The sequence below is a fragment of the Nonomuraea sp. NPDC050451 genome (assembly GCF_044458585.1).
The window spans coordinates 160234-185170 of sequence record NZ_JBITHZ010000016.1 but is presented as its reverse complement, the minus strand read 5'-3'; the positions used below and the strand labels follow the sequence as shown (position 1 = coordinate 185170).

Here is a 24937-nt window from a genome sequence, read left to right as displayed (position 1 = left end):
ACGGCTCAGGCCGCGGGCGGCTGGGCCGGGCGGTAGTCGAGGACGACGGCCCCGCCGCTGAAGGTGTGGGTGCCGGCCAGGCACCAGGCCGTCGTGTCGATCCCGTCGGCGAACAGCCGTTTACCCTTGCCCACGACGACCGGATGGAGGAAGAGTTTGAGCTCGTCGAGGAGCTCGTGCTTGATGAGACAGTTGACCAGCTCGCCGCTGCCGTAGACGAGGAGGTCCCCGTCGTCCTCGGTGGCCAGGCTCGCGCTCAACCGTTCCCGTACGGCCGGCGGATCCGACGACTCCCTGACGGCGTCACCGTGGCGGACCACCTCCTCGATGCTCGTCCCGACCCGCTCGTTGAGCAGCTGGGCGAAGGCCAGCCGCTCCCGGGTGACCTCGGCGTCGGCCAGCGCCGTCCTGGTCCGCTCCATGTCCCTGACGAGGTCGGCGAACCGGGCGACGCCGTAGAGCGCGAGGCCCACGAAGGCCGTGTGCCCGACGGCCAGGTAGGCCGCGTCCCAGACCGTGGGGCGTACCTCCAGGCCCGAGAGGAACTGCGCGAGCACGATGACCGCGAACCCCGCCCAGGCGAGCGCGGCCGGGCGGATCAGGAGGAGGACGGCGGCGGCGAGGAAGCCGGTGTTGCCGTACCACGTGCTCGCGAACAGGTGCAGCCCGGCACCGGTCAGCACCGCCTGCAGGGCGAGCGTCCACTGCCACGCCGTCGGCCGCCGCCCGTCCGCCGCCCGGACGCAGTTGTAGAGGTGCAGCAGGAGCAGGCCGACCAGCAGCCCGCACCCGAGAGCCTTCTGGCCGGCGGTGTCGCCGGACCGGAAGATGCCGATGAACCCGCCGTAGGAGAACCCGACACTGACGACGACCGCGACAAGACGCGCGAGCCTGAACGCCGACCCCATGATCCGGAACCTAGCCGAAGCCTATGAATTCCGTATAGATCAACGGGATGACGTCCGGCGACAAGATCATGTGCCCTGGCCGCCGGGTAGGTGCGGCGGCGGCCAGGGCGGAGGGGGTCAGCGCTCGGGTGTGGTCGGAGCCGTCATGACCGGCGGCTCCTCGGGGGCCGGGGCGTCGAGTGGTTCCGGGCGCCGGCGGGTGGCGCGGATGCGGCGGGACACCATGCCGGTCGCGCCGACGACGGCGCCGCCCAGCAGAGTGAGCAGCACGAAGACGAGGGTGGCGGACCACGGCCAGGCGCTGCCGGTCAGCTTGACGTCGAGCACCGGGTACTCCAGCGTCTTGGCGGTGAACCGGGCGGTCTGCACGTCGTAGGTGCGGGCGATGTCGCGCAGCACCGGGTCGAACGCGAACTCCGGGTTGACGTGGAGGTACTCGGGCCGCAGCCCCGTGGTGGCCGCCGGTTGGCGTCGCGCCGCGTCCAGGCCCGGCACGAGGAGGCGGTCGAGGTCGGCCGCCGCCACCGTCGAACGCGGGACGAACGTCAGGCCGTGCTCGGAGTGGACCACGCCGTCGCCGACCGCGACGGTGCGCCCGACCACGGACTGCTCGGTGTAGGACACGAACGCGGAGGCGAGCTCCAGCTCCCCGACACCCTCGGTCAGCTGGACGCCGATGGTCGACGGGCCGGTCTGGTAGGAGGCGTTGAGCGCGGCGACCACGTCCGACGGCTCCAGACCTGACTCGGGGATCTGCGCGGCGTGGCCGGGAACGTAGTGGCGCCAGTGGACGCGCTGCGCCGCCGCACGCGCGGTGTCCGCGTCGAGCAGCCGTTCGATGATCCGCAGGCCGCCGTCCATTCCGAACAGCACGCCCGCGGTGGTGATCACGTTTCCGTCGTCGACGTACCGCGTGCCGCTCGTCCACTTGACGGCGCCGAAGTCCTTCCGCAACGCGGACAGCCGCAACCAGTGTGAGGTCGCGGGCCTGCCGTCCAGCAGCCCGCTCGCGGCGAGCGTACGGGCCCCGGCGCAGACGCTGACGGTCAGCGCGCCGGCGGCCGACTGCTGCCGCAGCCAGGCGCTGATCGAGGCGGACTCGGCCGGCTCGGGCGTCTGCAGGGCCGGGATCACCACGGCGTCGAGGCGGTCGTCCCGCTCGCCCATCAGCCGCGTCAGCTCGTCGAACGTCAGGTCCGGCACGATGTCCAGACCGCCGGTCAGGGGCACCAGCCGGGGGCCCGCCGAGACGACGTAGGTGTTCACCCGGCCGGTGCCCGCCAGCACCTCGTACGGCCCGAGCAGGTCGGCCACGTTCGCGCCCTTGCCGCCGACCAGGAAAGCCACCGTGGGCTTGGCCGGGTCATGGACCTTGGCCACCGGCTGGGCCGACACCGCGTCCGAGCGCGCCCGGTACAGGTCGCCGAACCTGCCGATGGTGTTCACCGCGGAGACCGATGCGGGTATCAGCAGCACGGCCGGCACCACGGCCGCCCCCTTGACCCACTTCCACGGGACGCGCAGGCGGTGGTGATGGTGGAGGTACTCCTCGCGCCGCCACAGCATGGCCACGGCCATGAGGACGAACATCAGCGTGTGCCCGATCGACGTCACCAGGTGGCCCGGCAACGCGCCGAACCAGTACGGGACGAGCAGCACGAGGAAAGGCGCGAACATCGCCAGGCTCATCTCGCCGACGGCGGCCCAGCCGTGGCGGCGCACCCGCATCCAGACGGCCATGCCGATGGTCATGTCGGCGGCCATGACCAACGCGCTGACGTCGAACCGGGTGTCCACCGGCAGTACCGCGTTCCACACCAGGCCGAGCAGCAGCATCCCGACGCTCATCGCGATGACCATCTCGATGTAGTGCCAGATGAATCGCCCGGCCAGGCGCGCCCTGCCGGTAGGTGGCTCGTGAACAGTCATTGCCGGACTCCTAAGCATCGTGACGGGAGTTGTGGCGCCCTGGCTGACCGGTGCCAGTTCAGCCCGGAGGCCGGAGACCGGGCAAGCGGTGACCGGCCGGCTTGTCCGAATAGCCGGGCATCGTGTCGCTTTTGGCCTGGCTCGTCAGGGGGTCTGCTGCCGAGTGTCGTCCGATCAGGGCGGACGCGACCAGTGCCGGGGGCACGAGGTCGGCGTGGGATTCGCACCGCGCCCGACGTGCACTCTGCACGTGCCGATCTCCAAGAGGCGGCAGGTGTTAGGTTGAGGGCGCCGGGTCGCTGTGGTTGCTCCGGGAGGGACAGATGATCCGGATCCTGATCGCCGAGGACATGCGCATCCTGCGTGACACGCTGGTCGCCTTACTCGGGCTCGAGGACGACCTGGAAGTGGTCGCCGAGCTGGCCGCCGGCGACCGGATCGTCCCCACCGCGCTCCGGCACCGTCCCGACGTGGCGATCATCGACATCGACCTGCCCGGCACCGACGGGCTCACCGCGGCCGCGGAGCTGCACCGCCTCCTGCCGGAGTGCCGGACCCTGATCCTGACCGGTCTGGGCAGGCCGGGAACGCTGAGGCGGGCGCTGGCGGCGCGCGTGTCGGGGTTCGTCGTCAAGGACGCGCCGTCGCAGGAGCTGGTCGACGCGATCCGGCGGGTGGCCGCGGGCGAGCGCGTGATCGACGCGAAGCTGGCGCTGGCCGCGCTGGAGGCGTCCGGCAACCCGCTCTCGCCACGGGAGGCCGAGGTGCTCAAGCGCCACGCGGCCGGCGCCTCGGCGGCCGAGATCGCCGCCGACATGCACTTGTCGTACGGGACCGTACGCAACTACCTCGCGGCGGCGGTCACCAAGCTGGGCGCGCGCAACCGGGTGGACGCCGCCCGCATCGCCGACGAGGCCGGCTGGCTGTGAGCCCTGGACCGGGGCCGGCATGCATTCTGCACGGTCCAACCCATGCGTTCCGCATGCCGGGGTCGTGCCGGGCCGCACTGGCAGCGGAGCTCGCGATGCGCGAACACTGAAGCATGGGCAAGGGCGACGCGGGCTGGTGGAGGGTGCGATGGACTGTGGCCGTGGCCCCAGCCGGGCGCCGGTGACGCGGATCCTGGTCGCCGAGGACGTGGACGACCTGCGTGGCACGCTGGTCGCCCTGCTCGAGCTGGAGGACGACCTCGAAGTGGTCGCCGCGCCGGCCTCCGGCGACCGCGTCGTGCCGGCCGCCCTCCATCACCGCCCCGACGTGGCGGTGATCGACATCGGCCTGCCCCGCGTGGACGGGCTCACCGCCGCCGCCGAGCTACGCCGGCGGTTGCCCGGCTGCCGCACCCTGATCCTGACCGGCCTGCCCAGACCGGGAAACCTGCAGCGCGCGCTGGCCGCCGGGGCGTCGGCGTTCCTGACCAAGGACGGCCCCGCGGACGAGCTCATCGACGCCATCCGCAGGGTCGCACGCGGCGAACAGCTCATCGCCCTCTGAGGCATACCGTTCTCCCATGAACGGAGTATTCAAGGTGTTCCCGGCCTCTCCCGGCGACGGTGACGCGGTGGGCGAGATCCACGCCGAGTCATGGAAAGCCGCCTATGCCGGTTTCTTCCCAACGGAGTTCTTCGACGAGGCGGTGAGCCACCGGCGCGGCAAATGGCACGGCGTGCTCGCCGAGGGCAAGGACACCATCCTGCTGGCCACGCTGGACGGGCGACCGCTGGCGTTCTCCTACTTCGGCTCCTCGCCGGCGCACCCGGAGTCGGCGGAGATCTTCGGCTTCTACGGTCACCCGGACGGCTGGGGAACCGGCATCGCGGGCGCCCTGATGGCCGCGTCCCTGGACAGGATCCGCGAGGAGAGCTTCGGGCGGGTCCATCTGTGGACGCTGCGTGGCACGCCTCAGTCCCGCCGTTTCTACGCCAAGAGCGGCTTCACGGAGTCGGGCGCCGTCCGCGGCCACGACTTCGGCGACGGCAACCCGATCGAGCAGATCGAGTACCAGCTGATCCTCTGAGGTGAACTGATGGTGTGTACCACTAGTACACTATGGCCATGCGAGCCATCATCAAGATCCTGGGCACCGTCCTCGTCTCGATCCTGCTGACCTATCCGCTGTGGGCGCCGCACTGGGGAAGCGGCATCCTGGGCGAGATCGCCGCGCTGGGCATGCCCGGCGGCCTGATCGCCATTGCCGTCTTCTTCGGCCTCGTCGCGCTGTACTGCCGCGCCCTTCAGCGCACGATGACGGTCGTACGGCCGCAGGCCCGGGCCGCCGCTCCCGCCTCGGTGTGGTGGATGTTCGTCATCCCCTACAACTTCGTCGAGGACTTCTCCATCGTGCGCACCGTCTCCGCCTCGCTGGCCGCCGACGGGCGCGCTACGAGCGGATTCGTCCAGAAGTGGGCGGTGCTCGGATACGGCTGGTGCGCGTTCCAGATCCTGTCGCTCTTCCCCGGGGCGGCCGGATACGCGGGCGGGGCGGTCGCCCTCCTATTGTGGGCAGCACACTGGATCATGACGGTCCAGGTCAGCCGCAGGCTCGCCATCCCGCAGCCGGCCGCCCACAACCTCTAGGAACCCGATGCCACTTCCCCGCTTCGACCGACTGCCGGCCGACGCCCGAGCCGCCATCCTCGCGGTGGCCCGCGCCCACTTCGCCCGCGACGGCAAGGACGCCGCGTCGTTCAACCAGATCATCGCCGAGGCGGGCATCTCGAAGACCTCCGCGTACCACTACTTCGACGGCAAGGACGACCTCTTCGGCGCGGTGGTCGCCGACGCGGCCGCCCGCACGCTGACCGCGCTCGGCCCCTGGGCCGAGGTGGGGACCGCGGAGGAGTTGTGGCGGCAGCTCGTGGCGGGCACGACCCGGCTGGCGGCGCACCTGCGCGAGCATCCGGACGACCGGGCGGTGCTCGCCGGGCAGCCGCGCACCGGCGGCGATCCGTGGATCCGCGACCTCGTCGCGAACGGCACGAAGATCGGCCTCATCGCCCCGGACCCCAGCGCCGAGCTGGTCGCCGTCGCCACCGCGGGCGTCTTCGACGCCCTCGACACATGGGCGCTCGACCACCCGGACGAGCTCGACCGCCCTGTCGCGGACACGCTGGTCCTGTTCCTCGCCCGGCTCTGGAACGCCCCCGCCCCCCGATAGCCCAGCGAGCTCTTGTTACGCTTAGTCGCAAATAGGTTACCTTGCGTAATTCGGGGGCTATTGTGAAGGTTGCCTGTGTCGGCGGCGGACCCGCCAATCTGTACTTCTCCATCCTGATGAAGCGGGTGGACCCTTCCCACGACATCACCGTCTACGAGCGAAACCCGGCCGGATCGACGTACGGCTGGGGCGTGACCTACTGGGACGAGCTGCTCGGCTACCTCCTCGCCGCCGACCCCGAGTCCGCGAGCGCCATCCGCGCGAACTCGGTCCGCTGGGACAGCTGGGTCGCGCACATCCGCGACCGCGCGACGGTGACGGTGGATCACGGGGACGAGGGCTTCGGCATCGGCCGGCACCTGCTCCTCGACATCCTCGTCGAACGGGCCCGTGCCCTCGGCGTACGCGTCGAGTTCGAGCGCGAGATCACCGGCGAGCACGAGCTGCCCGAGGCCGATCTCATCGTCGCCGGCGACGGCGTCAAGAGCGTGCTGCGCGAGCGGCACGCCGACCACTTCGGCCCCGAGTTCGCGGTCGGCGACAACTGCTACACCTGGCTCGGCACCACCCAGATCTTCAGAGCCTTCACCTTCGCCTTCGCGAACACCCCGCACGGCTGGATCTGGTGCTACGGCTACGGGTTCAGCCAGACGCACAGCACCTGCGTCGTCGAGTGCTCCCCCGCGACCTGGCGAGGGCTCGGGCTCCACGAGGCCAACGAGGCCGACAGCCTGGCACTCCTGGAGAAGCTCTTCTCCGAGATCCTGGACGGGCACCCGCTGATCGGCCGGGCGCACCCCGACGGCAGCTCCCACTGGCTGAACTTCCGCACCCTGACCTGCCGCACGTGGTACCGCGACAACGTCGTCCTGGTCGGGGACGCCGCGCACACCACGCACTACTCCATCGGCGCGGGCACCGCCCTCGCGCTCGGCGACGCCGCCGGGCTGGTCAACGCGCTGCACGAGGAGGCGGGGCTGCCGGCCGCCCTCGCCCGCTACGAGCGCGACCGCAAGGCCGCGATCCTGGGCACCCAGAAGGGGGCCCACCGCAGCGCCCAGTGGTACGAGAACCTGCCGCGCTACATCGACCTGCCGCCGCGGCAGATGTTCACGCTGCTCGGTCACCGGCACTCCGCACTGCTGCCGTACGTGCCGCCGAGGCTGTTCTACGCGATCGGCCAGGCGGTCGAGTCGGTGCCCAGGATCGTGTCCTGGCTGGGCTCGAAGACCACGCGCACCAGCCGCGGGTGATGTACGTCAGCCGACGCTGATCCGGTGGCGGAAGACCCAGTACGTCCACCCCTGATACAGCAGCACCAGCGGCAGGAAGATCACCGCGACCCAGGTCATGAGCCCGAGCGTCTTCGGGGTCGCGGCCGCGTTGCCGACGGTCAGGCTGTGGGCCGGGTTGACCGTCGAGGGCAGGACGTCGGGATAGAGGACCGCGAACAGGCTGATCACGGTCAGGCCGATGGCGACCGCCGACAGCAGGAACGCCCACCCCTGACGGCCTCGGCCCACGGTGAGCAGCGAGGACACGAAGGCGAGGACGGCGAGGACCGCCAGGACGACCGTGGCGAGGCTCCCGCCCTGGAGCTGCGTCCAGGCCAGGAAGACCACCGCGAGCACCGCCGCCGCGACGCCCGTTCGCACCGCCACCGCGACCGCGCGCCGGCTGATCTCCCCAGTGCTCTTCAGCGCCAGGAACATCGCGCCGTGCGTGGCGAACAGCGCCAGCGTCGTCAGCCCGCCGAGCAGCGCGTACGGATTGAGCAGGTCCAGCACCGTGCCCACGTACTCGTGGCGGGAGTCGAGCCGCAGGCCCCGCACGATGTTCGCGAAGGCGACGCCCCACAGCAGCGCGGGCACGAACGAGCCGGCCACGAGGCCCGCGTCCCACCGCCGCCGCCAGGTCAGGGAGTCGCGTTTGCCGCGGTACTCGAAGGCCACCCCGCGCACGATCAGCGTCACCAGGATCACCAGCAGCGGCAGGTAGAACGCGCTGAACAGCGAGGCGTACCACTCGGGGAAGGCGGCGAACGTGGCCGCTCCCGCGGTGATCAGCCACACCTCGTTGCCGTCCCAGACGGGTTCGATCGTCTCGATCATCGCGTGGCGTTCCGCGTCGTTCCCGGCGACGACGGGCAGCAGCATGCCGACGCCGAAGTCGAACCCCTCCAGGACGAAATAGCCGAGCCAGAGCACGGCGATCGCCACGAACCAGACGTCGGTGAGCTCCATGCCGCGATCTCTCCACTAGTAGGCGGGCGACGGCTCGCCTGGCTCGGTGCTGTCTTCGGACGGCGGGGCCATCCGGCCGTACTTGATCATGAGGCCCGCCTCCACCACGGCCAGCACGCCGTACAGGAGGGTGAAGGCGATCAGCGAGGTGAGCACGGTGCCCACGCCGACGCTGGGCGAGACGCCGTGGACGGTCTTCATGTGGCTGAAGACGATCCACGGCTGCCGGGCCGTCTCGGTGAAGATCCACCCGAAGCTGTGCGCGAGGAAGGGCAGCACGACGGACCACACGGCGGCCCGCCAGATCCAGCCCTTGCCGCGTACGCGCCCGCCGCGGGTCAGCCAGAGCAGGACGAGCGCCACCAGCCCCGCGAGCATGCCGAAGCCGATCATCAGCCGGAAGGACCAGTAGGCGAGCGGGATGTAGGGCCGGTAGTCCCCCGGGCCGAACCTGCGCTGGTACTCCCTCTGGAGGTCGTTGACGCCGTGCACCTTGCCGTCGAACGAGCCGGTCGCCAGCTGTGACAGCAGGCCGGGGATCTCCAGCTGGTAGATCGGCCTCGTGCCGTCGAGCGTCCCGATGGTGAACAGGGAGAACGGCGCCGGCTGCTGTGTCTCGTAGAGCGCCTCGGCGGCGGCCATCTTCATCGGCTGCGTCTGCGTCATGATCTTGCCGAGGACGTCTCCGGAGACGAGGGTGCCGGCGGCGCCCACCAGCACCGCGACCGCGCCGAGCCGGAGGGATGGACGGAAGACGTCGGCGTCCCGCTTCCTGGCCAGGTGCCAGGCGGAGACCGCCATGAGGATCACCCCGCCGGCCAGCCAGCAGCCCAGGACGGTGTGCGGGAAGGTGGCCAGCAGGACCTTGTTGGTCAGCACGGCCCCGAAGTCGGCCAGCTCCGCCCGCCGGCCGACGGTGGTGCCCACCGGCCACTGCATGAACGAGTTGGCGGCCAGGATGAAGTAGGCGGACACCATGCTGCCGATCGCGACCGTCCAGATGCACGCGAGATGCACCAGCTTGGGCAGCCGGTCCCAGCCGAACATCCACAGCGCCAGGAACGTCGACTCCAGGAAGAACGCCAGCAGCGACTCCAGCGCGAGCGGCGCGCCGAAGACGTCACCGACGAACCTGGAATAGGAGCTCCAGTTCATCCCGAACTGGAACTCCTGCACGATTCCCGTCACCACGCCCATGGCGAAGTTGATCAGGAAGAGCGTGCCCCAGAACTTGGTGGCGCGCAGGTAGGCCGGGTTACCGGTGCGCACCCAGGCCGTGTTCAGGATCGCCACCAGCACCGACAGCCCGATCGTGACCGGCACGAACAGGAAGTGGTACACCGTGACGATCCCGAACTGCCAGCGCGCGAGATCCACGGTGTCCATGTTCTAACGGTAAGTGCGCGATCACGTACTTCCTGTTACGACACGCTCGGATGGAGCGCCACGGGGCGAGGCCGTTCGCAGGTGCTCGCCACGGTCACCGCCGCGCCCGAATCCGCCGCGGCCAGCAGCGACTCCATGACGTCGAGCACGTGGAAGGCCAGCGAGCCGCCCGCGCGGAGCTCCTTGTCCACCGGGGCCGCCGCGAAGTCGATCAGCCCCACGCCGCGCCCGGCCCCGACGTAACCGGCCGACTCGGGAAGCTCGCGCCAGCCGTCCTTCCCCGAGATCAGGACCTGGCCGTCGAAGCGGTTCGGGTCGGGCACGACGAGCGAGCCCTTCTCGCCGTGCACCTCGATGTTGGGCGCCTTGGTCGCCACCCCGTCGAAGCTCATCACCAGCGTGGACAGCGCTCCCGAGGCGTGCACGAGCACCCCGGTGACATGGGTGTCGACCAGCACCGGGATCTCCTCGCCCTGACGCGGGCCCGAGCCGATCGTGCGCTTGGGACGCGTACGGCTGGCCGCGCCGATGACGCTCGCCACCGGCCCGAGCAGCGTCACCAGGCTGGTGATGTAGTACGGCCCCATGTCCAGGAGCGGGCCGCCGCCGGGGACGTAGTAGAAGTCGGGGTTCGGATGCCAGCGTTCGTGACCGGGCGTCATCATGGTCGCGGTCGCCGCGATCGGCCTGCCGATCAGGCCGTCGTCGATCGCGTTGCGCGCGGTCTGCGTGCCCGTGCCCAGCACCGTGTCGGGCGCGCACCCCACGCGTACGTTCGCGGCGGCGGCCGCCTCGAGCACGCGAGCGGCGTCCGCGGCCGTCGCGGCAAGGGGCTTCTCGCAGTAGACGTCCTTGCCGGCCGCTATGGCCTGCAGCGCGACCTCGGCGTGGGCGGCGGGAATCGTGAGGTTGAGCACGACGTCCACGCGCGGGTCCGCCATCAGCTCCGCCACGCTCAGCACGTCGACCCCCGCGTAGGGGCGCACCGCCTCCCGGGCCCGGTCAAGGTCCAGATCGGCCACGGCCACCAGCCGCAGCTGCGGCAACCGGTCGATGGTCTGGAAATACTGGGCCGAGATCGCCCCGCACCCCACGACGCCGACGTTCACCGGCTGGCCCACAACATTCCCCTTTCGATGATGGTGCGCACGCTGTCGTTGTGCAGGACGTCGAGGCTGTGCCCGGGGGTGGTGACGAAGATCTTCCCGTTCCCCCACCGGCGGGTCCAGATGGCCGGCGAGGTGACCTCCCGGTGCCAGGGATCCCACGGACGCACCTTCTGCGTCGTCGTCGCCAGCACGTCGATGTAGTCGTCGGTCAGGACCCAGTACTGCTCGGTGACGAGGTCGAAGTCGGCGATCCCCTCGGTGATGGGGTGCGTGGCCGCCTCGGGCAGCATGTTGACGGTGTACGGCACGAAGTTGTCGGCCTGCGAGCCTTCCCGCTCGGCCGGGTCCTTGCCCGGATGGCAGGCGAACTGCCCGCCGATGAGATGCAGGTAGTCGGAGGAGTTGCGGTAGGAGTCGGCGATGCCGCCGTGCCAGCCGGCCATTCCGGTGCCCGCGCGGATCGCGGCCTCCAGCCCGCTCAGCTCCTCCCTCTCGATCGTGCCCATCGTGTAGCACTGCACGATGAGGTCGATTTCGGACATGAACTCGGAGTCCGCGTACGGCGCCGGAGACTCCGCCCGACGCACCTCGAACCCGTGCTTCTCGAGGAAGGGCACGAAGAGCTCGGTGGCCTCGACCGGGGCGTGCCCCTCCCAGCCGCCGCGCACCACCAGCGCCTTCCTGCCGTGTTCGTCTGCCATGCTCCCGCCTATCGCTTAAGGGACAAACGACTCTGATATTCGCATTTCATGCCTAACTATCTGAAGAGGTGTCCGCCATCTGGCGCATGAAGGCCACGGATGTGGGCAGCGCTGTGCGGGCGGATCCCCCGGCGCCGGCTTACACGTGGCTTAGTCCGTCGGGGTTCTAATCGGACAAACCCGATGTGGAGGACAAGGTGCCACCAACTGACCAACCACACGAGGAACTGTCATTCGAACCGGACGGGCCGCGCAGGCGCGTCCCACGCCCGCTGATCGTCGCCGCAGCCGTCGCGCTGGCGACGACGGGCGGGATCGGAGTCGCCTCGGCGGCATCGGGAACGACGCCGACGGGCACTCCGACCCCCACGCCGACGATCAGCGAGACACCCACGGAGACACCGACCACGACACCGACCGAAACACCGACAGACACGCCGACCGAAACACCAACGGAAACGCCCACCACGACACCTCCTGACATAGCGCCGATCAACCCGTTGGGGTTCGTCGGGACCATGCACGGCGAGTTCATGGTGGCGACGAAGGACGGCTGCGGCACCGTGACCCTGTTCGCCCAGACCGGGCAGGCGACCGCCGTCGCGGAGGACTCGATCACCGTGCGGAGCCAGGACGGCTTCGAGCGCACGTACGCGATCGACGACAACACGCACACCATCGCCGGGCGCCGCGGCAACAGCGCGGTCAAGCAGGACGACTGGGTGTCGGTGACCGCGACCGGTGACGACCAGGCCGCCACGGCCGCCTCCGTCTACGACCTGTCACGGCCCATCAAGCGGATCTGGTCGTACAAGGGCTGGAAGCAGGCATGGCAGTGGTGGCCAGGCCCGCCTGCGTGGCAGACCCCGACCGCGTGCCCGACGCCGACCACGACGCCGACCACGACGCCGACCACGACGCCGACCGAAACACCGACCGAGACTCCGACGGAAACCCCCACCGAGACACCGACCCCCGATCCGACGTCATCGGTCTCGGAAACCCCGACCCCGACCCCGACGCCCACGCCGACCTCCTGATCGGCCGGTAGCGCCGTCTTCGTCCCGAGCGGCTCCCCTCTCACTCGGGCGTCGAACGGCGGGCCACCATCAGAGGGCGAGGTGCACCCGGTACTCCCTGAGCCACGCGTCGAACTGCAGCAGCCGCTCCAGCGAGGCGCGGGCGGCGAGCGAGCTGGAGTCACCCACCGGGCGGTCGATGAGCGTACGCGCCTTGTCCAGGTCGAGCAGCTGGGCACAGGGCGTGTCGCGCTCGACCAGGGCGCGGGCCTCGTCGCGCAGCGCCTGTTCGTAGGCCGGATCCTGGGTGGCCGGGTAGGGGCTCTTGACGCGCTGGAGCACGGACTCGGGCAGCAGGTCGGCGGCGGCCGCGCGCAGCAGGCTCTTCTCCCGCCCGTCGAAGGTCTTCATCGCCCAGGGGGCGTTGAAGACGTACTCCACCAGCCGGTGGTCGCAGAACGGCACCCGGACCTCCAGCCCGACGGCCATGCTCATCCGGTCCTTGCGGTCAAGCAGGATCTGTACGAACCGGGTGAGGTGCAGATAGCTGATCTCGCGCATGCGCCGCTCGTGCCCCGTCTCGCCGGGCAGCTCGGGCACCTCGGCCATGGCCTGGCGGTAGCTGGTGTCCTGGTAGCCGGCGACGTCGAGCGTGCGCGCAAGGTCCTCCTTGAACAGCTGCTCCACCCCCAGGCGGTCGGTGAGGCCGCCGATGAACCACGGGAAGGTCTCGGCCGCGACCGCCGCCGGGTCGTGGAACCACCGGTAGCCGCCGAACACCTCGTCGGCCGACTCCCCGGACAGCGCCACCGTAGAGTGCCCCCTGATCGCCTCGAACAGCAGGTAGAGCGAGCTGTCCATGTCCCCGATGCCGATCGGCAGGTCGCGGGCGCGCAGCACGGCGGCCCGCACGGCCGGGTTCATCAGCTCCCGCGAGTCGAGCACGATGTCGGTGTGCTCGGCGTCGATGTGCTCGGCCACCTCGTGGACGTACGGCGCGTCGGGCGTCGAACGGGTCGCATCGGGCTTGAAGTGCTCGGTGTAGCCGGCGAAGTCCACGGCGAACGAGCGGACCCTCCCCAGGTCCTGCTCCGCCAGGCCCCTGGCGGCGAGCGCGGTGATCGTGCTGGAGTCGAGGCCGCCCGACAGCAGCGCGCACAGCGGCACGTCGCTGATGAGCTGGCGGTGGACGATGTCCTCCAGCAGGTCGCGCACGGTCTTGACGGTGGAGTCGACGTCGTCCCGGTGCTCGTGGGACTCCAGCTGCCAGTAGCGGCGCTTGCTGCACCCGTCGCGGCTCACCCGGACGAGCTGGCCGGGGCGCACCTCGTACATGCCCTTGAAGATCCCGTGCTCCGGCGTCTTGACGTACGCCACCAGCTCGCGGAGCCCGTCGGCGTCGAGCACCCGGTGGGCGAGCGGGTTGGCGAGGATCGCCTTGGGCTCCGAGCCGAACAGCACGCCGTGGGAGGTCGGGTAGTAGTACAGCGGCTTGATCCCCATGCGGTCGCGGACCAGCAGCAGCTCCTCGCGCTCTGCGTCCCAGACGGCGAAGGCGTACATGCCGTTCAGGCGGGCGGCCAGGTCCTCGCCCCACTCGACGTAGGCGCGCAGGACGACCTCGGTGTCACTCTGGGTGCGGAAGCGGTGCCCGCGCGCGGCCAGTTCCCCGCGCAGCTCGCGGTAGTTGTACACCTCTCCGCTGTAGGTGAGGACGGCCGGCTCCATCCCCTCCTCGTCGGCGACCATGGGCTGCCGGCCGCCGGGGAGGTCGATGATGGCCAGCCTCCGGTGGCCGATGGCGGCGTGCGACGCCATCCAGAGCCCCTGGTCGTCGGGGCCGCGACAGGCCATCGTGTCCGTCATGGCCTGCGCGGTGGCCCTCTCGCCCAGCAGGTCCCGCTCGAAGTCAACCCAGCCGCAGATGCCGCACATGCCCGACTCCTCCCGATTTCCCCGACGACCCCCTGATGCCCCGCCCGGACGGGTTATCACGCCGGGTGACGCCTCCCGCCCCGGCGGGCGCCGCTCCGGATGAAAGGATCGAAGCGTTTTCGTATGACCGAAAGGCACATGAGATGGCTCCGAACATCGCCACCGCACGCCACGTCGACCTGCCCGAGCTGCTCGAGTTCCTCCGCCCCAGGCACCACGGCCTGCTCTCGACCACCCGCAAGGACGGCCGGCCGCAGCTCTCCCCCGTCAGCTGCGGGGTCGACGAGGAGGGCCGGATCGTGGTCTCCACCTATCCCGACCGGGTCAAGGCCCGCAACGCCCGCCGCGACCAGCGGGTGTCCATGTGCGTGTTGTCCGACGACTGGAACGGCCCTTACGTCCAGGTCGACGGGCACGCGGAAGTGCTGGACATGCCCGACGCCCTCGAAGCCCTGGTCGAGTACTACCGGTGCATCGCCGGCGAGCACCCCGACTGGGACGAGTACCGGGCCGCCATGCGGCGCCAGGACAAGTCGCTGATCCGCATCCGCATCGACCGCTGGGGTCCCATCGCGACCGGCGGCTTCCCCGCCCGCCTGATATCGGAGTGACATCCGGCGTTCTCCGACGGCACACTACAGATCATGAAAAAGGCTGATATCCGGCCTCCGGTCCGCGTCGGCGCGGAGCCGCTGCCTGACGGGCGGCTCCTCGGCTGGGCCGAATGGGGGCCGGCGGACGGCACGCCGGTGCTGCTCTCTCCGGGCGCGGCCACCAGCCGGCGCCTCGGGTTCGGCGCGGGTGTGGTCGACGGCCTCGGGGTCCGGCTGATCTCCCTGGACCGGCCCGGGCTCGGCGCCTCCACGCCCTCGCCCCGGCGCACCTTCGCCGGCTTCGCCGACGACGTCCAGGCGTTCGCCGTCCGGCGCGGGCTGGACCGGCCGGCGATGGTCGGGAACTCCCAGGGCGCCCCGTTCGCCCTGGCCTGCGCCGCCCGTGGCGTGACCCGCGCGCTGGCCGTGGTCGCGGGGGCGGACGAGGTCGCCGCCCCCGGGTTCGCCGGGGCGCTGCCGGAGGACCTGCGCCGGCTGGTCGACCTGGCCGTGGCCGATCCGGACGCCGCCGAGCGGGTCTTCGCCGGTTTCACCGCCCAGGCCATGTGGGACATGGTGACGGCGGGCAGCCCCGACTGCGATCTGGCCGTCTACCAGGAGCCCTCGTTCGCCGCCGCCTACCGGGGAGCGCTGGACGAGGGCTTCGCGCAGGGCCCGGAGGGCTACGCGCGGGACACGGTGCTGGCCATGGGCCGCTGGGACATCGACCTGGCGTCGATCACCGTGCCGGTGGAGCTGTGGTACGGGCAGGAGGACACCGGCCACTCCCCCGACCAGGGGGCGAGCCTGGCCGCGCGCGTCCCCGGAGCCGTCCGGCACCTCGTCCCCGGGATCGGGGGCGCGGTGCTGTGGACGCACGCCGAGGACGTGCTCGGGGCCCTCCTGAAGCACGCCGGTTAGTCCTTCCTGGCGGGCAGCAGGTACACCAGGACCGCCGCCACGGTCGCGACCGCGAAGGTGAACAACGAGGACATCGCCAGGGCGTGGGCCGCCGCGGCGGCCCGGTCTCCGGTGGCGGGATCGAAGGCGTGGAAGAACACGACGCCGATGAGCGCGACGCCGAGCGCGTTGCCGACCTGCTGGGCGCTGGACAGCACGCCGGAGGCCATGCCCGCGTCGGCTGGGTCCGTCCGGGCCAGCACCGCGTTGAGCGACGGCGTGATGAGCAGCCCTCCCCCGACGCTCTGCAGCATGAGCGTCGGGATGACGACCGCCGGCGTGAACGGCAGGCCGCCGATCAGCACGGCCGCGGTGGTCGCGTACCCGATGGCGAGCACGACGGCCCCGATCTCCAGGACGCGACGGCCGTACCTGGGCACGAGCCGGCCGGCGACCATGCTGAAGACGAAGAAGGTGAGGGCGGCCGGCGCGTACACCAGCCCCGCCCCGAGGGCCGGCATGCCGAGCCCGTCCTGCAGGGAGATCGAAAGGACGAGGTAGTACGACGAGAGCAGCGCGTAGATCGCGAGGACGAGGGGGATGCCGACGGAGAACGACCGCGTGCGGAACAGGGAGATCCGCACCAGCGGATCGGCCGTCCTGCGCTCGACGAGGACGAAGAGGGCGAAAGCGGGGACGGCCGCGGCCAGGCAGGCCCAGGTCCACCAGGGCCATCCCGCCTGGCGGCCCTGGATGAGCGGGAAGGCCAGGAGGAACAGCGCGACGCTGAGCACGACGACCCCCGGCAGGTCGAGCCGGCGCGCGAGCGGCGCCCGTGACTCCGGCAGGAGCCTGGCCGCGAGCAGGATCGTGGCCAGGCCGATCGGGACGTTGATCCAGAACACGGGACGCCAGCCGGAGCCGAGCAGGTCGGCGCCGATCAGCAGGCCGCCGACGAGCTGGCCGCAGATCGTGGCGAGCCCCATGACGGCTCCGAGCACCCCGTACGCGCGGTGCCTGCCCTGCTCCGGGACCAGCACGGTGATGACCGCGTAGACCTGCGGGAGCATCAACGCGGAACCCAGGCCCTGGACCAGACGGGCCGCAATGAGGACCGGCGCGGCCGGGGAGAGCGCGCACGCGACGGACGCCACCGTGAAGAGGGCCATGCCGGCGACGAAGGTCCGTTTGCGGCCGCACAGGTCGCCGAGCCGGCCTCCGGTCACGAGGAACACCGCATAGGTGAGCTGGTAGCCGACCAGGATCCACTGCAGCTCGCCGCCGGAGGCGCCCAGGTCGGCCTGGATCGCCGGTCCCGCGACGATGACGATGTACGAGTCCAGAAGCGCCATGAACGCGCCGACCAGCACGATCGACACGGCGGCCCATGGCATGGCGGCCGCGGTGCGAGGCGTTGTTGTCATAGTCACGAAGAAAACGTACGATCGTTCGTACTTAAAGGCAAGTGACATGATGAGGGCTCATGAGCGAGCTAGAGCAACCCGCCCCCGCGACGGCCGCGATCTCCGACCAGCGCCTCCTGCGCGGCGCGCGGGCCAGACAGACGATCACGCGCCACGCCGTGGACGTCGCGTCACTGGAAGGGCTCAACGGGCTCAGCATCGGCCGGCTGGCCACCGACCTCGGGCTCAGCAAGAGCGGGGTCGCGACGCTCTTCGGGACGAAGGAGAAGCTGCAGCTCGCCACCGTGGCCTCGGCGCGCGAGGCGTTCCGCGACGCCGTCATCCGGCCCGTTTCGGACGTGCCGCACGGCGTGGCCCGGCTGCGCGCGCTGACCGAGCGCTGGATCTCCTACGCCGAGACGCCCCTGTTCGCGGGCGGCTGCTTCTGGGCGGCGAACCTCCCCGACTTCGACAGCCGGCCGGGGCCGGTGCGCGACGCGCTGGTCGGCCACCACCGCGACTGGCTCGCGCTCATCGTCGGCGAGCTGCGCGGCGCCGCGGCCGCGGGCGAGATCGCCGACCTGGACGCCGAGCTCGCGGCCTTCCAGATCGACGCGGTGCTCATGGCGGCGAACACCGCGCTGCGCCTCGGCGACGAGGAGGCCGTGAACAAGGTCCGCCGCGTGGTCGAGGGCTTCGCGGGTGCACGATCATCCTCGTCCTGACCTGGGCTTTGCCAAAGGGACGAATAAGGGACAGCAAAAATCCCCAAATCTCTCTAGTCCGGAATAGAGGACCCGAGCCGTGGATAGGGACATAGAGAGGAATTCGCGTCCTGCTAGGAGGGATCATGGCCGTCACCCAGCCGCGAGGGCGCACGACCGCCGGACCCGACGGGAATGGCACCAAGCGGTTCAGCCTGGACCTGCCGATGCTCGGCATCCAGGTCAAGCAGCCCGAAATGCGGATGCCACACATAGAAATGCCGAACATCGAGATGCCGCGGATGCAGATGCCACGCATCCCGATGCCACATGTCAGCAAGCAGGAGCTCGGTCACTACGTCGACGTCGCCCGGACATTCCTCCCTCCACCCGAACGCATGGCCTATTACGGAGCGCTCGGCGCGCTCGTCGCGGTCGGGATGCTCGAATGGCCCGTCGCCGCCGCCATCGGCGCCGGGACGATGATCGCGCGGCGGGGAATGCCGCGGACCACGTACGGCCGGCCGCGCACGACCACCACACCGACCGGTGAGCCGGCGGCCCGGAAGGAGACGACGACCCCGAGCAGGCGGACCACGACCGGGACGACCAAGCGGGCCACGACCGCCACGCGGCGTGGAACGGCCGGGACCACGACCACCGGCACGACCACCGGCAGGCGCAGGGCCGCCACGACCGGCGGCACGACCGGCACCACTGGCACCACCGGCACCGCCAAGAGCACGACCAGAAGCACCGCCGCCAAGCCCGCCACGACGACCGGCACCACCACAAGGCGCAGGGCCGCCACGACCAGCGGCGCCACCGGCACCACCAGAAGCACGGCCGCCAAGTCGTCTACGACGACCGGCCGCACCACCGGCAAGAGCACCGGCACCACGAGAAGCACCACGCGCAAGCCGGCCGAGACCGCCGGCACCACCACCAGTTAGACCACCTCGACTTCGAGCTCGACAAGCAGGCGAAAGAGCACCGAGCAGGTGACCACGACGCCGTAGACGGGAGACCACATGGCGTTGTTCGGCCTGCTCAACGCTGGCACGCTGCTGAACATGTTCCCGGAGCCGGTGCGGAGCGTCCTCCCGCGCTCCCGCCGGGTTCAGCCGTGCCCGGGCGGAGCTCGTATCGAGTTGCGCAACATCGGCGGCCCGCGCACCGAGCGCCGCGCCCGCGAGCTGGAAGATCGCCTCAGAGCGGTGGGAGTACCACGCGCCGAGGTGAACGGGGCGCTCGGCTGCGTCTTCGTGGCCTGCGACGTCACGACGGACGACATGGACAAGCTCGTGGCCGTCGTGGAGGAGTTCGACGAGGACGGGGACGGCGCCCCCGCCCCCGCCCGGGACGGCGCGGAGCAGCAGGACCGTGCCCTGGTCAGCCTCGGCCTGCACCTGGCCGGCACCGGGCTCGCCCTGGCCGCCCGGCTGGCCGGCGTCCCGCGGCTGTCCACGGCCGTGCCCGGCCTCCTCACGCTGGCCGAGCACACCCCCCGCGTACGCAGGGAGCTGGAGGAGCGCATCGGCAAGCCCGGCGCGGACGCGGTGGTCGCGGTGACCCGGGTCGTCTCCCACACGCTGGCCATGCGGCCCATGTCCCTGCTGGTCGACTCCGTCGCCGCGGCCGGCCGCTACATCGACTCGCGTGCCGGGCTCAAGGCGTGGGAACAGCGCGAGGAGCAGTTCGCGGCCGTGAGGGGGGCGTACCGCCACACCAGGGCCGCCGCGGCGCCACGCCCGGCCCGGCTCCCCCACGGGCCCGTGGAGCGCTACGCCGACGCCGCCAGCGCGATGTCGCTGGCGGGTCTCGGCCTGACCACGGTGCTCAGCAGCGACCGCGAGCGGGGCCTGTCCGTGCTGATCGCCGGCATCCCCAAGGCCGCGAACCTCGGCAGGGAGGCCTTCGCCAGCGCCGTCGCCCGCGCTCTCGCCGGGCGCGGCACGATCGTGCTCAACCGCGACGTCCTCCTCCGCATGGATCGCATCGACACCGTGGTCCTCGACGCAGGCCTGCTCACCACGGGCGCGTGGGCGATCGACGACGTGTCCTCGCTCGGCCCCGACGTGGACAGGGACGATCTGTACACCCGGCTCTACGCGCTGATCGACCTCGCCGACCCTTCGGCCCGGCGCGAGCGCGACGGGTGGAGCGCCGAGCCCCATGAGGCGGAGGACCGCACCACCGTCATGGTGAAACGCGACGGGACCCCGATCGCCCTGGTCCACCTGGTCCCCGAGCTGCATCCGCTCGCCGAGGCCCTGGTCGCGGCGGCGCGGGGCACCTGCGAGGTGGTCCTGGCCGGCGGGGAGCCCACTCTCGCCAGGCGGCTGCGCGTGGACCGCGAGGTCCACGCGCAGCGGCTGGGCGCGTCCGTGCGGGCGCTGCAGGCGGAGGGCCGCGCCGTGGCCGTGGTCTCGCAGCGGGGGCGGAGCGGGCTGCGCCAGGCCGACCTGGGCATCGGGGTGCTCGAGGGGGCGCGGCGGGTCCCGTGGGACGCCGATGTGATGGGCGGCCTCGAAGGCGTGCACCTGCTGCTGCAGTGCCTGCCGTCGGCCAGGAAGGCGAGCGTCCGTGCGGTGCTCGTGGCGGCCGCCGGCTCGGTCGTGGGCACCGGACTGGCGCTCCTCGGCCCGGCCACGATCGCCGTCGGACGTGCCAACCTGGCCCGCGACTGCACGGCGCTTGCCGCCCTCGCGGCCGGTGAGTGGACGGGACGCGGCGCCGGGAGCAGGCCCGCGCCGATACTCGCCGACCACACGCCCTGGCACGCCATGGCGGCCCGCGACGTCCTGGCCAGGCTCGGCACCTCGTCCGAGGGGCTGAGCGAGGCGGAGGCCGCGCGCCGCAGGACGGGCCCGGCATGGCCCGCGGCGGCCGGCCCGGAATCCCTGGTCAGCGCGACGCTGCACGAGCTGGCCAACCCGCTGAGCCCGGTCCTGGCCGCGGGCGCGGGGGTGTCGGCCGGGGTCGGCTCCGCGCTGGACGCCGTGCTCATCTGCGGCGTGATGGTGGTGGACGCCGTGCTCGGCGGCGCGCAGCGGCGCAACGTCGCGCGGGCGCTGAACCGCCTCACCGAGACCACCGCCGTCCGGGTACGGATCCGCCGTCCCACGGGCTCCGTGGCGGGCTTCGCCGACGACCTGGTGCCCGGGGACGTGATCGAGCTGCGCGCCGGCGACGCCGTACCGGCCGACGGGCGGCTGATCCAGGCGGCCGGGCTGGAGATCGACGAGTCCACCCTCACCGGCGAGTCGCAGCTCGTCACCAAGTCGGACACGCCGACCGCGGCGCCCGCCGTCGCGGACCGCACCTCGATGGTCTACGAGGGCACGACCGTCGCGGCGGGCCACGGGTTCGCCGTGGTCGTGGCCACCGGAGCGGCCACCGAGGCGGGCAGGACCGCCAGGCTCACCCAGGAGGGCCCGCCACCGAGCGGGGTCGAGCTGCGCCTGCGCGCGCTGAGCCGCCGGATCCTCCCGGCGGCTCTCGGTTCCGGCCTGCTCCTGATGGTCGTCGAGCTGGCCCGCGGCTCGGGGCTGTCGCAGGCGCTGGCCCCGGCGGTGAGCATGATGGTGGCGGCGGTCCCCGAGGGGCTGCCGTTCGTCGCCACCGCGGCCGAGCTGGCCTCGGCCAAGCGGCTGTCGGCCCACAACACGCTGGTGCGCAACCCGTCCACGATCGAGGCGCTCGGCCGCGTGGACGTGCTCTGCTTCGACAAGACGGGGACGCTCACCGAAGGCCACATCAGCCTGCGGCGGGTGTCGGACGGCCGGGCCGAGCAGTCGGTGGAGGAGGCCACGCCGCAGCTGCGGGCCATCGTGGGTGCGGCGCTGCGCGCGGGCCCCAGGTTCGAGGGCGGGCGGGCCATTCCGCACCCCACGGACCGCGCGATCGTGGAGGGCGCCGGCAAGCTCGGCGTCACCCCGAGGTACGGGCTGCGTACGTGGCACCGCGTGGACGAGCTGCCCTTCGAGCCGGCCCGCGGCTACCACGCCGTCCTCGGCCGGTCTGAGGCGGGCCAGCTGCTGAGCGTCAAGGGCGCTCCCGAGATCGTGCTCACCAGTTCCACGAGCATCGTCATCGACGGGGAGGCCGTGCCGCTGGACGATCGGATGAGGCGGCAGCTGGAGGAGGAGGTGGACCGGCTCGCCCTGCGGGGCTACCGCGTGCTCGCCGTCGCCGAGCGCCCCGCCTCCAGCCGCGCCGACCTCGACGAGTCGCGCATCGAGAACCTGCGCTTCCTCGGGTTCCTGGGCCTGGCGGATCCGGTGCGCCCGACGGCGAAGCGGAGCGTGGAGGACCTGATGCGGGCCGGCGTACGGGTCGCCATGCTCACCGGCGACCACCCCAGCACGGCGGAGGCCATCGCCGCGGAGATCGGCGCCCTGAACGGCCTGCGCGTGATGACCGGCCCGGAGCTGGAGCAGCTCGACGACGACGTGCTGGCCGAGGAGCTGCCGAAGGTGGCGGTGTTCGCCCGGGTCACGCCCGAGCACAAGGCGCGGATCGTCACCTGCTGGCGCAAGGCCGGCAAGGTCGTGGCCGTGACCGGCGACGGCGCCAACGACGTGCCCGCGATCCGGCTCGCCGACGTGGGCGTCGCCCTCGGGTCGCGCGCCGCGCCGGCCACCAGGGCCGCCGCGGACATCGTCGTGGTGGACGACCGCATCGAGACGATCATCGACGCGATCGTCGAGGGCCGGGCCATGTGGACCTCCGTACGCGACGCGCTGGGCATCCTGCTCGGCGGCAACGTCGGGGAGATCGCCTTCACCCTCGGGTCCAGCCTGCTCACCGGGCGCAGCGCGCTCAACGCTCGCCAGCTGCTGCTGGTCAACCTGCTCACCGACATGCTGCCCGCGATGGCGGTGGCCATCAGGCCGCCGAGCGCCGGGAGCCCCGAGAAGCTGCTGGCCGAGGGCCCGGAGGCGTCGCTGGGCGCCGCGCTGACCAGGGACATCTACCTGCGGGCCATCACCACGGCCGTGGCGGCGGGCGCGTCCTGGGTGCTGGCCCGGATGACCGGCACCCGGGGGCGGGCCGATACGGTGGGGCTCATCGGCCTGGTGGCGGCGCAGTTGCTGCAGACCCTGGCGCTGGGCGGCCGGGATCGCACGGTGGTGCTCGCCGCGGTGTCGTCCCTGGTGGCGCTGGGCGTGATCGTTTCCGTGCCCGGCCTCAGCCAGCTCTTCGGCTGCCAGCCCGTGGGGCCGCTGGCGTGGGGCATCGCGCTCGGGTGCGCCGGGGCCACGGCCCTGGTGGCGGCCAGGATCGAACGGTCGAACGCTCCGGGATAGCCATCTGTCGTTCACCCTATGGACATCCGGATTATCACCGTATATACATCTTTCTACCCAAATATGACTTGAAGCGTAGTTTCAATGAAGAGGTAGAGAGTTGTCCGAATTCCTGGCCTCCCTGCTCGCCAAGGCCGCCATGATGCTCCTCGAGGCCCTGCTCGCACGGTTCATCCAGAGCCTCGCCGCGTCGTTCTTCAGCCCGGCGGGCGTCCGGATCGCCTGACCGCCCCCGCGCCCGCCCGGCGTCCTCGCTTGCGTACACCGTTCCGCATGAGTACAGTGTTCGCATAGAAGGAACGCCGTACGCAGCGCGGGGAGATGACTGATGTCCAAGAGCACGAGCTGGGACATGAAGGGCACCTGGGACAGCAAAGGTGCCTGGGACAGCAAGGGCCGCTGGGAAGAGCACGAGCGGCCCGGCCTGTCACAGGCGGGGCTGGACCGGATGCGGCAGGTCCTGGCCGGACACGTCGGGTCGGGGGCCGTACCCGGGCTGGTCGCGCTGGTCGGCAGGGGTGACGAGACGCACGTCGAGGCCCTGGGCACCCTGCACGCGGGCGGCACCGAGCCGATGCGGCGTGACACGCTCTTCCGGATGGCGTCGCTGAGCAAGCCGATCACGGCCGCCGCGGTGATGCTCCTGGTCGAGGAGTGCCGGCTGCGGCTGGACGACCCGGTCGACGAGTGGCTGCCCGAGCTGGCCGACCGCCAGGTGCTCAGGAGCATCGACGCCCCGCTGGACGACACGGTCCCCGCGGCCCGGCCGATCACCGTGCGGGATCTGCTGACGTTCACCTTCGGGTTCGGGGTGGTGCTGGCGGCGCCGGACACGTACCCGATCCAGACCGCGATCCGCGAGCTCGGCCTGGACACCACCTCGCCGGGCTTCGGGCCGGACGAGTGGATCCGCCGGCTCGGCACGCTGCCGCTGATGCACCAGCCGGGCGAGCTGTGGCAGTACCACGTCGGCTCCGACGTGCTCAGCGTGCTCGTCGCCAGGGTGGCCGGGCAGCCGCTGGAGGAGTTCCTGCGCGAGCGGCTGTTCGGGCCGCTCGGCATGAAGGACACCGGCTTCCACGTGCCCGCCGACCGGATCCACCGCCTGCCCACCAGCTACGCGCACAACCCCGAGAACGGCGAGCTGGTCGTCTGGGACGAGGCCGCCGGCGGGAAGTACAGCCGCCCGCCGCTCTTCCAGGCCGGCGGCGACGGGCTGGTCTCGACCGTCGACGACTACCACGCCTTCTTCCGCATGCTCCTGAACAAGGGCACCTTCGGCGGCGCCCGCATCCTGTCGCGGGCCTCGGTCGAGCTGATGACGATGGACCACCTGACGCCGGGCCAGAAGGTCGAGAAGGACGCGTTCGGCGACCACTTCGGCCGGCACGGCGGGTACGGCTTCGGCCTGGCCGTCCGCACCCACCGCCGCGACCTGGCCTCGCCGGGCCAGTTCGGCTGGGACGGCGGCCTCGGCACCACCGGATACGCCGACCCGGCCGAGGACCTGGTCGGCATCCTGCTGACTCAGAGCGCGATGGACTCCGTCCACACGCCCCGCCTCCACAAGGACTTCTGGACCACCGCCTACCAGGCGATCGCCTGATCCCCGCCGCCACGCCCCCTCCAAGGCGTGGC

23 protein-coding genes are annotated in these 24937 nt (G+C 71.4%); 14 read left to right on the top strand and 9 right to left on the bottom strand.

Translation table 11 applies throughout. The annotated features are described in order from the left end of the window. Nucleotides 1-5: 5 nt before the first annotated feature. Nucleotides 6-908 carry a dihydrofolate reductase family protein gene (locus tag ACIBI9_RS38640; RefSeq protein ID WP_397229802.1) on the bottom strand — a complete coding sequence of 301 codons (903 nt, stop codon included), beginning with the start codon at nucleotides 906-908 and terminating at the stop codon, nucleotides 6-8. Between the two features lie 117 nt (nucleotides 909-1025). Then, a complete protein-coding gene (locus ACIBI9_RS38635; protein ID WP_397229800.1) occupies nucleotides 1026-2837 on the bottom strand; it encodes a DJ-1/PfpI family protein in 1812 nt (603 codons plus the stop codon). Nucleotides 2838-3160: 323 nt separating this feature from the next. Here ACIBI9_RS38635 and ACIBI9_RS38630 point away from each other — a divergent pair, with 323 nt between their 5' ends. From ACIBI9_RS38630 to ACIBI9_RS38605, 6 genes are all read left to right on the top strand, one after another. Continuing rightward, nucleotides 3161-3766, top strand: a complete 606-nt coding sequence (locus ACIBI9_RS38630) for a DNA-binding response regulator (RefSeq protein WP_397229798.1) — start codon at nucleotides 3161-3163, stop codon at nucleotides 3764-3766. Between the two features lie 148 nt (nucleotides 3767-3914). After that, the gene (locus tag ACIBI9_RS38625; protein ID WP_397229796.1) at nucleotides 3915-4331 is read left to right on the top strand and encodes a response regulator; all 417 of its coding nucleotides are present in this window, start codon (nucleotides 3915-3917) and stop codon (nucleotides 4329-4331) included. Between the two features lie 16 nt (nucleotides 4332-4347). Beyond that, nucleotides 4348-4854, top strand: a complete 507-nt coding sequence (locus ACIBI9_RS38620; protein ID WP_397229794.1) for a GNAT family N-acetyltransferase — start codon at nucleotides 4348-4350, stop codon at nucleotides 4852-4854. Nucleotides 4855-4892: 38 nt separating this feature from the next. Then, on the top strand, nucleotides 4893-5414 hold the full coding sequence (locus ACIBI9_RS38615; RefSeq protein WP_397229792.1) for a hypothetical protein: 522 nt from the start codon (nucleotides 4893-4895) through the stop codon (nucleotides 5412-5414). A 7-nt stretch (nucleotides 5415-5421) separates the two neighbouring features. Then, a complete protein-coding gene (locus ACIBI9_RS38610; RefSeq protein WP_397229790.1) occupies nucleotides 5422-5994 on the top strand; it encodes a TetR/AcrR family transcriptional regulator in 573 nt (190 codons plus the stop codon). Between the two features lie 62 nt (nucleotides 5995-6056). Beyond that, the gene (locus ACIBI9_RS38605; RefSeq protein WP_397229788.1) at nucleotides 6057-7247 is read left to right on the top strand and encodes an FAD-dependent monooxygenase; all 1191 of its coding nucleotides are present in this window, start codon (nucleotides 6057-6059) and stop codon (nucleotides 7245-7247) included. A 6-nt stretch (nucleotides 7248-7253) separates the two neighbouring features. On the opposite strand, the gene cydB is transcribed toward ACIBI9_RS38605, so the two are convergent. From cydB to ACIBI9_RS38580, 5 genes are all read right to left on the bottom strand, one after another. After that, nucleotides 7254-8237: a cytochrome d ubiquinol oxidase subunit II gene (gene cydB, locus ACIBI9_RS38600; RefSeq protein ID WP_397229786.1), complete on the bottom strand. Its 984-nt coding sequence runs from the start codon at nucleotides 8235-8237 to the stop codon at nucleotides 7254-7256. Nucleotides 8238-8252: 15 nt separating this feature from the next. Beyond that, nucleotides 8253-9623, bottom strand: coding sequence for a cytochrome ubiquinol oxidase subunit I (locus ACIBI9_RS38595; protein ID WP_397229784.1), 1371 nt, complete (start codon nucleotides 9621-9623; stop codon nucleotides 8253-8255). 35 nt (nucleotides 9624-9658) lie between these two features. Then, the gene (locus ACIBI9_RS38590) at nucleotides 9659-10744 is read right to left on the bottom strand and encodes a Gfo/Idh/MocA family protein (RefSeq protein WP_397229782.1); all 1086 of its coding nucleotides are present in this window, start codon (nucleotides 10742-10744) and stop codon (nucleotides 9659-9661) included. Continuing rightward, nucleotides 10729-11433 carry a ThuA domain-containing protein gene (locus tag ACIBI9_RS38585; RefSeq protein ID WP_397229780.1) on the bottom strand — a complete coding sequence of 235 codons (705 nt, stop codon included), beginning with the start codon at nucleotides 11431-11433 and terminating at the stop codon, nucleotides 10729-10731. The genes ACIBI9_RS38590 and ACIBI9_RS38585 overlap by 16 nt, the downstream gene beginning before the upstream one ends. Nucleotides 11434-11599: 166 nt before the next feature. Further along, nucleotides 11600-11902: a hypothetical protein gene (locus ACIBI9_RS38580; protein ID WP_397229778.1), complete on the bottom strand. Its 303-nt coding sequence runs from the start codon at nucleotides 11900-11902 to the stop codon at nucleotides 11600-11602. A 49-nt stretch (nucleotides 11903-11951) separates the two neighbouring features. Between ACIBI9_RS38580 and ACIBI9_RS38575 the strand changes: the two genes are divergently transcribed. Then, on the top strand, nucleotides 11952-12473 hold the full coding sequence (locus ACIBI9_RS38575; protein WP_397229776.1) for a hypothetical protein: 522 nt from the start codon (nucleotides 11952-11954) through the stop codon (nucleotides 12471-12473). Nucleotides 12474-12542: 69 nt separating this feature from the next. Here the strand turns inward: ACIBI9_RS38575 and asnB are convergent, their stop codons facing one another. Then, complete coding sequence (gene asnB, locus ACIBI9_RS38570) at nucleotides 12543-14387, bottom strand: asparagine synthase (glutamine-hydrolyzing) (protein ID WP_397229774.1); 1845 nt, start codon at nucleotides 14385-14387, stop codon at nucleotides 12543-12545. 143 nt (nucleotides 14388-14530) lie between these two features. Between asnB and ACIBI9_RS38565 the strand changes: the two genes are divergently transcribed. After that, entirely contained in the window at nucleotides 14531-14998 is a 468-nt protein-coding gene (locus ACIBI9_RS38565; RefSeq protein ID WP_397229772.1) for a PPOX class F420-dependent oxidoreductase, read from the top strand. Nucleotides 14999-15031: 33 nt separating this feature from the next. Then, nucleotides 15032-15901 carry an alpha/beta fold hydrolase gene (locus ACIBI9_RS38560; RefSeq protein ID WP_397229770.1) on the top strand — a complete coding sequence of 290 codons (870 nt, stop codon included), beginning with the start codon at nucleotides 15032-15034 and terminating at the stop codon, nucleotides 15899-15901. Here the strand turns inward: ACIBI9_RS38560 and ACIBI9_RS38555 are convergent. Beyond that, a complete protein-coding gene (locus ACIBI9_RS38555; RefSeq protein WP_397229768.1) occupies nucleotides 15898-17304 on the bottom strand; it encodes an MFS transporter in 1407 nt (468 codons plus the stop codon). The two genes, ACIBI9_RS38560 and ACIBI9_RS38555, sit on opposite strands and share 4 nt — an antisense overlap. A gap of 59 nt (nucleotides 17305-17363) precedes the next feature. On the opposite strand from ACIBI9_RS38555, the gene ACIBI9_RS38550 reads away from it, so the two are divergent. From ACIBI9_RS38550 to ACIBI9_RS38530, 5 genes are all read left to right on the top strand, one after another. Beyond that, on the top strand, nucleotides 17364-18008 hold the full coding sequence (locus ACIBI9_RS38550) for a TetR/AcrR family transcriptional regulator (protein ID WP_397229766.1): 645 nt from the start codon (nucleotides 17364-17366) through the stop codon (nucleotides 18006-18008). 125 nt (nucleotides 18009-18133) lie between these two features. Then, the gene (locus tag ACIBI9_RS38545; RefSeq protein WP_397229764.1) at nucleotides 18134-18940 is read left to right on the top strand and encodes a hypothetical protein; all 807 of its coding nucleotides are present in this window, start codon (nucleotides 18134-18136) and stop codon (nucleotides 18938-18940) included. A 78-nt stretch (nucleotides 18941-19018) separates the two neighbouring features. Continuing rightward, nucleotides 19019-23299, top strand: coding sequence for an HAD-IC family P-type ATPase (locus tag ACIBI9_RS38540; protein ID WP_397229762.1), 4281 nt, complete (start codon nucleotides 19019-19021; stop codon nucleotides 23297-23299). Between the two features lie 100 nt (nucleotides 23300-23399). Beyond that, complete coding sequence (locus ACIBI9_RS38535; protein ID WP_397229760.1) at nucleotides 23400-23525, top strand: hypothetical protein; 126 nt, start codon at nucleotides 23400-23402, stop codon at nucleotides 23523-23525. 102 nt (nucleotides 23526-23627) lie between these two features. Beyond that, nucleotides 23628-24905 carry a serine hydrolase domain-containing protein gene (locus ACIBI9_RS38530; protein ID WP_397229758.1) on the top strand — a complete coding sequence of 426 codons (1278 nt, stop codon included), beginning with the start codon at nucleotides 23628-23630 and terminating at the stop codon, nucleotides 24903-24905. Nucleotides 24906-24937 lie beyond the last annotated feature (32 nt).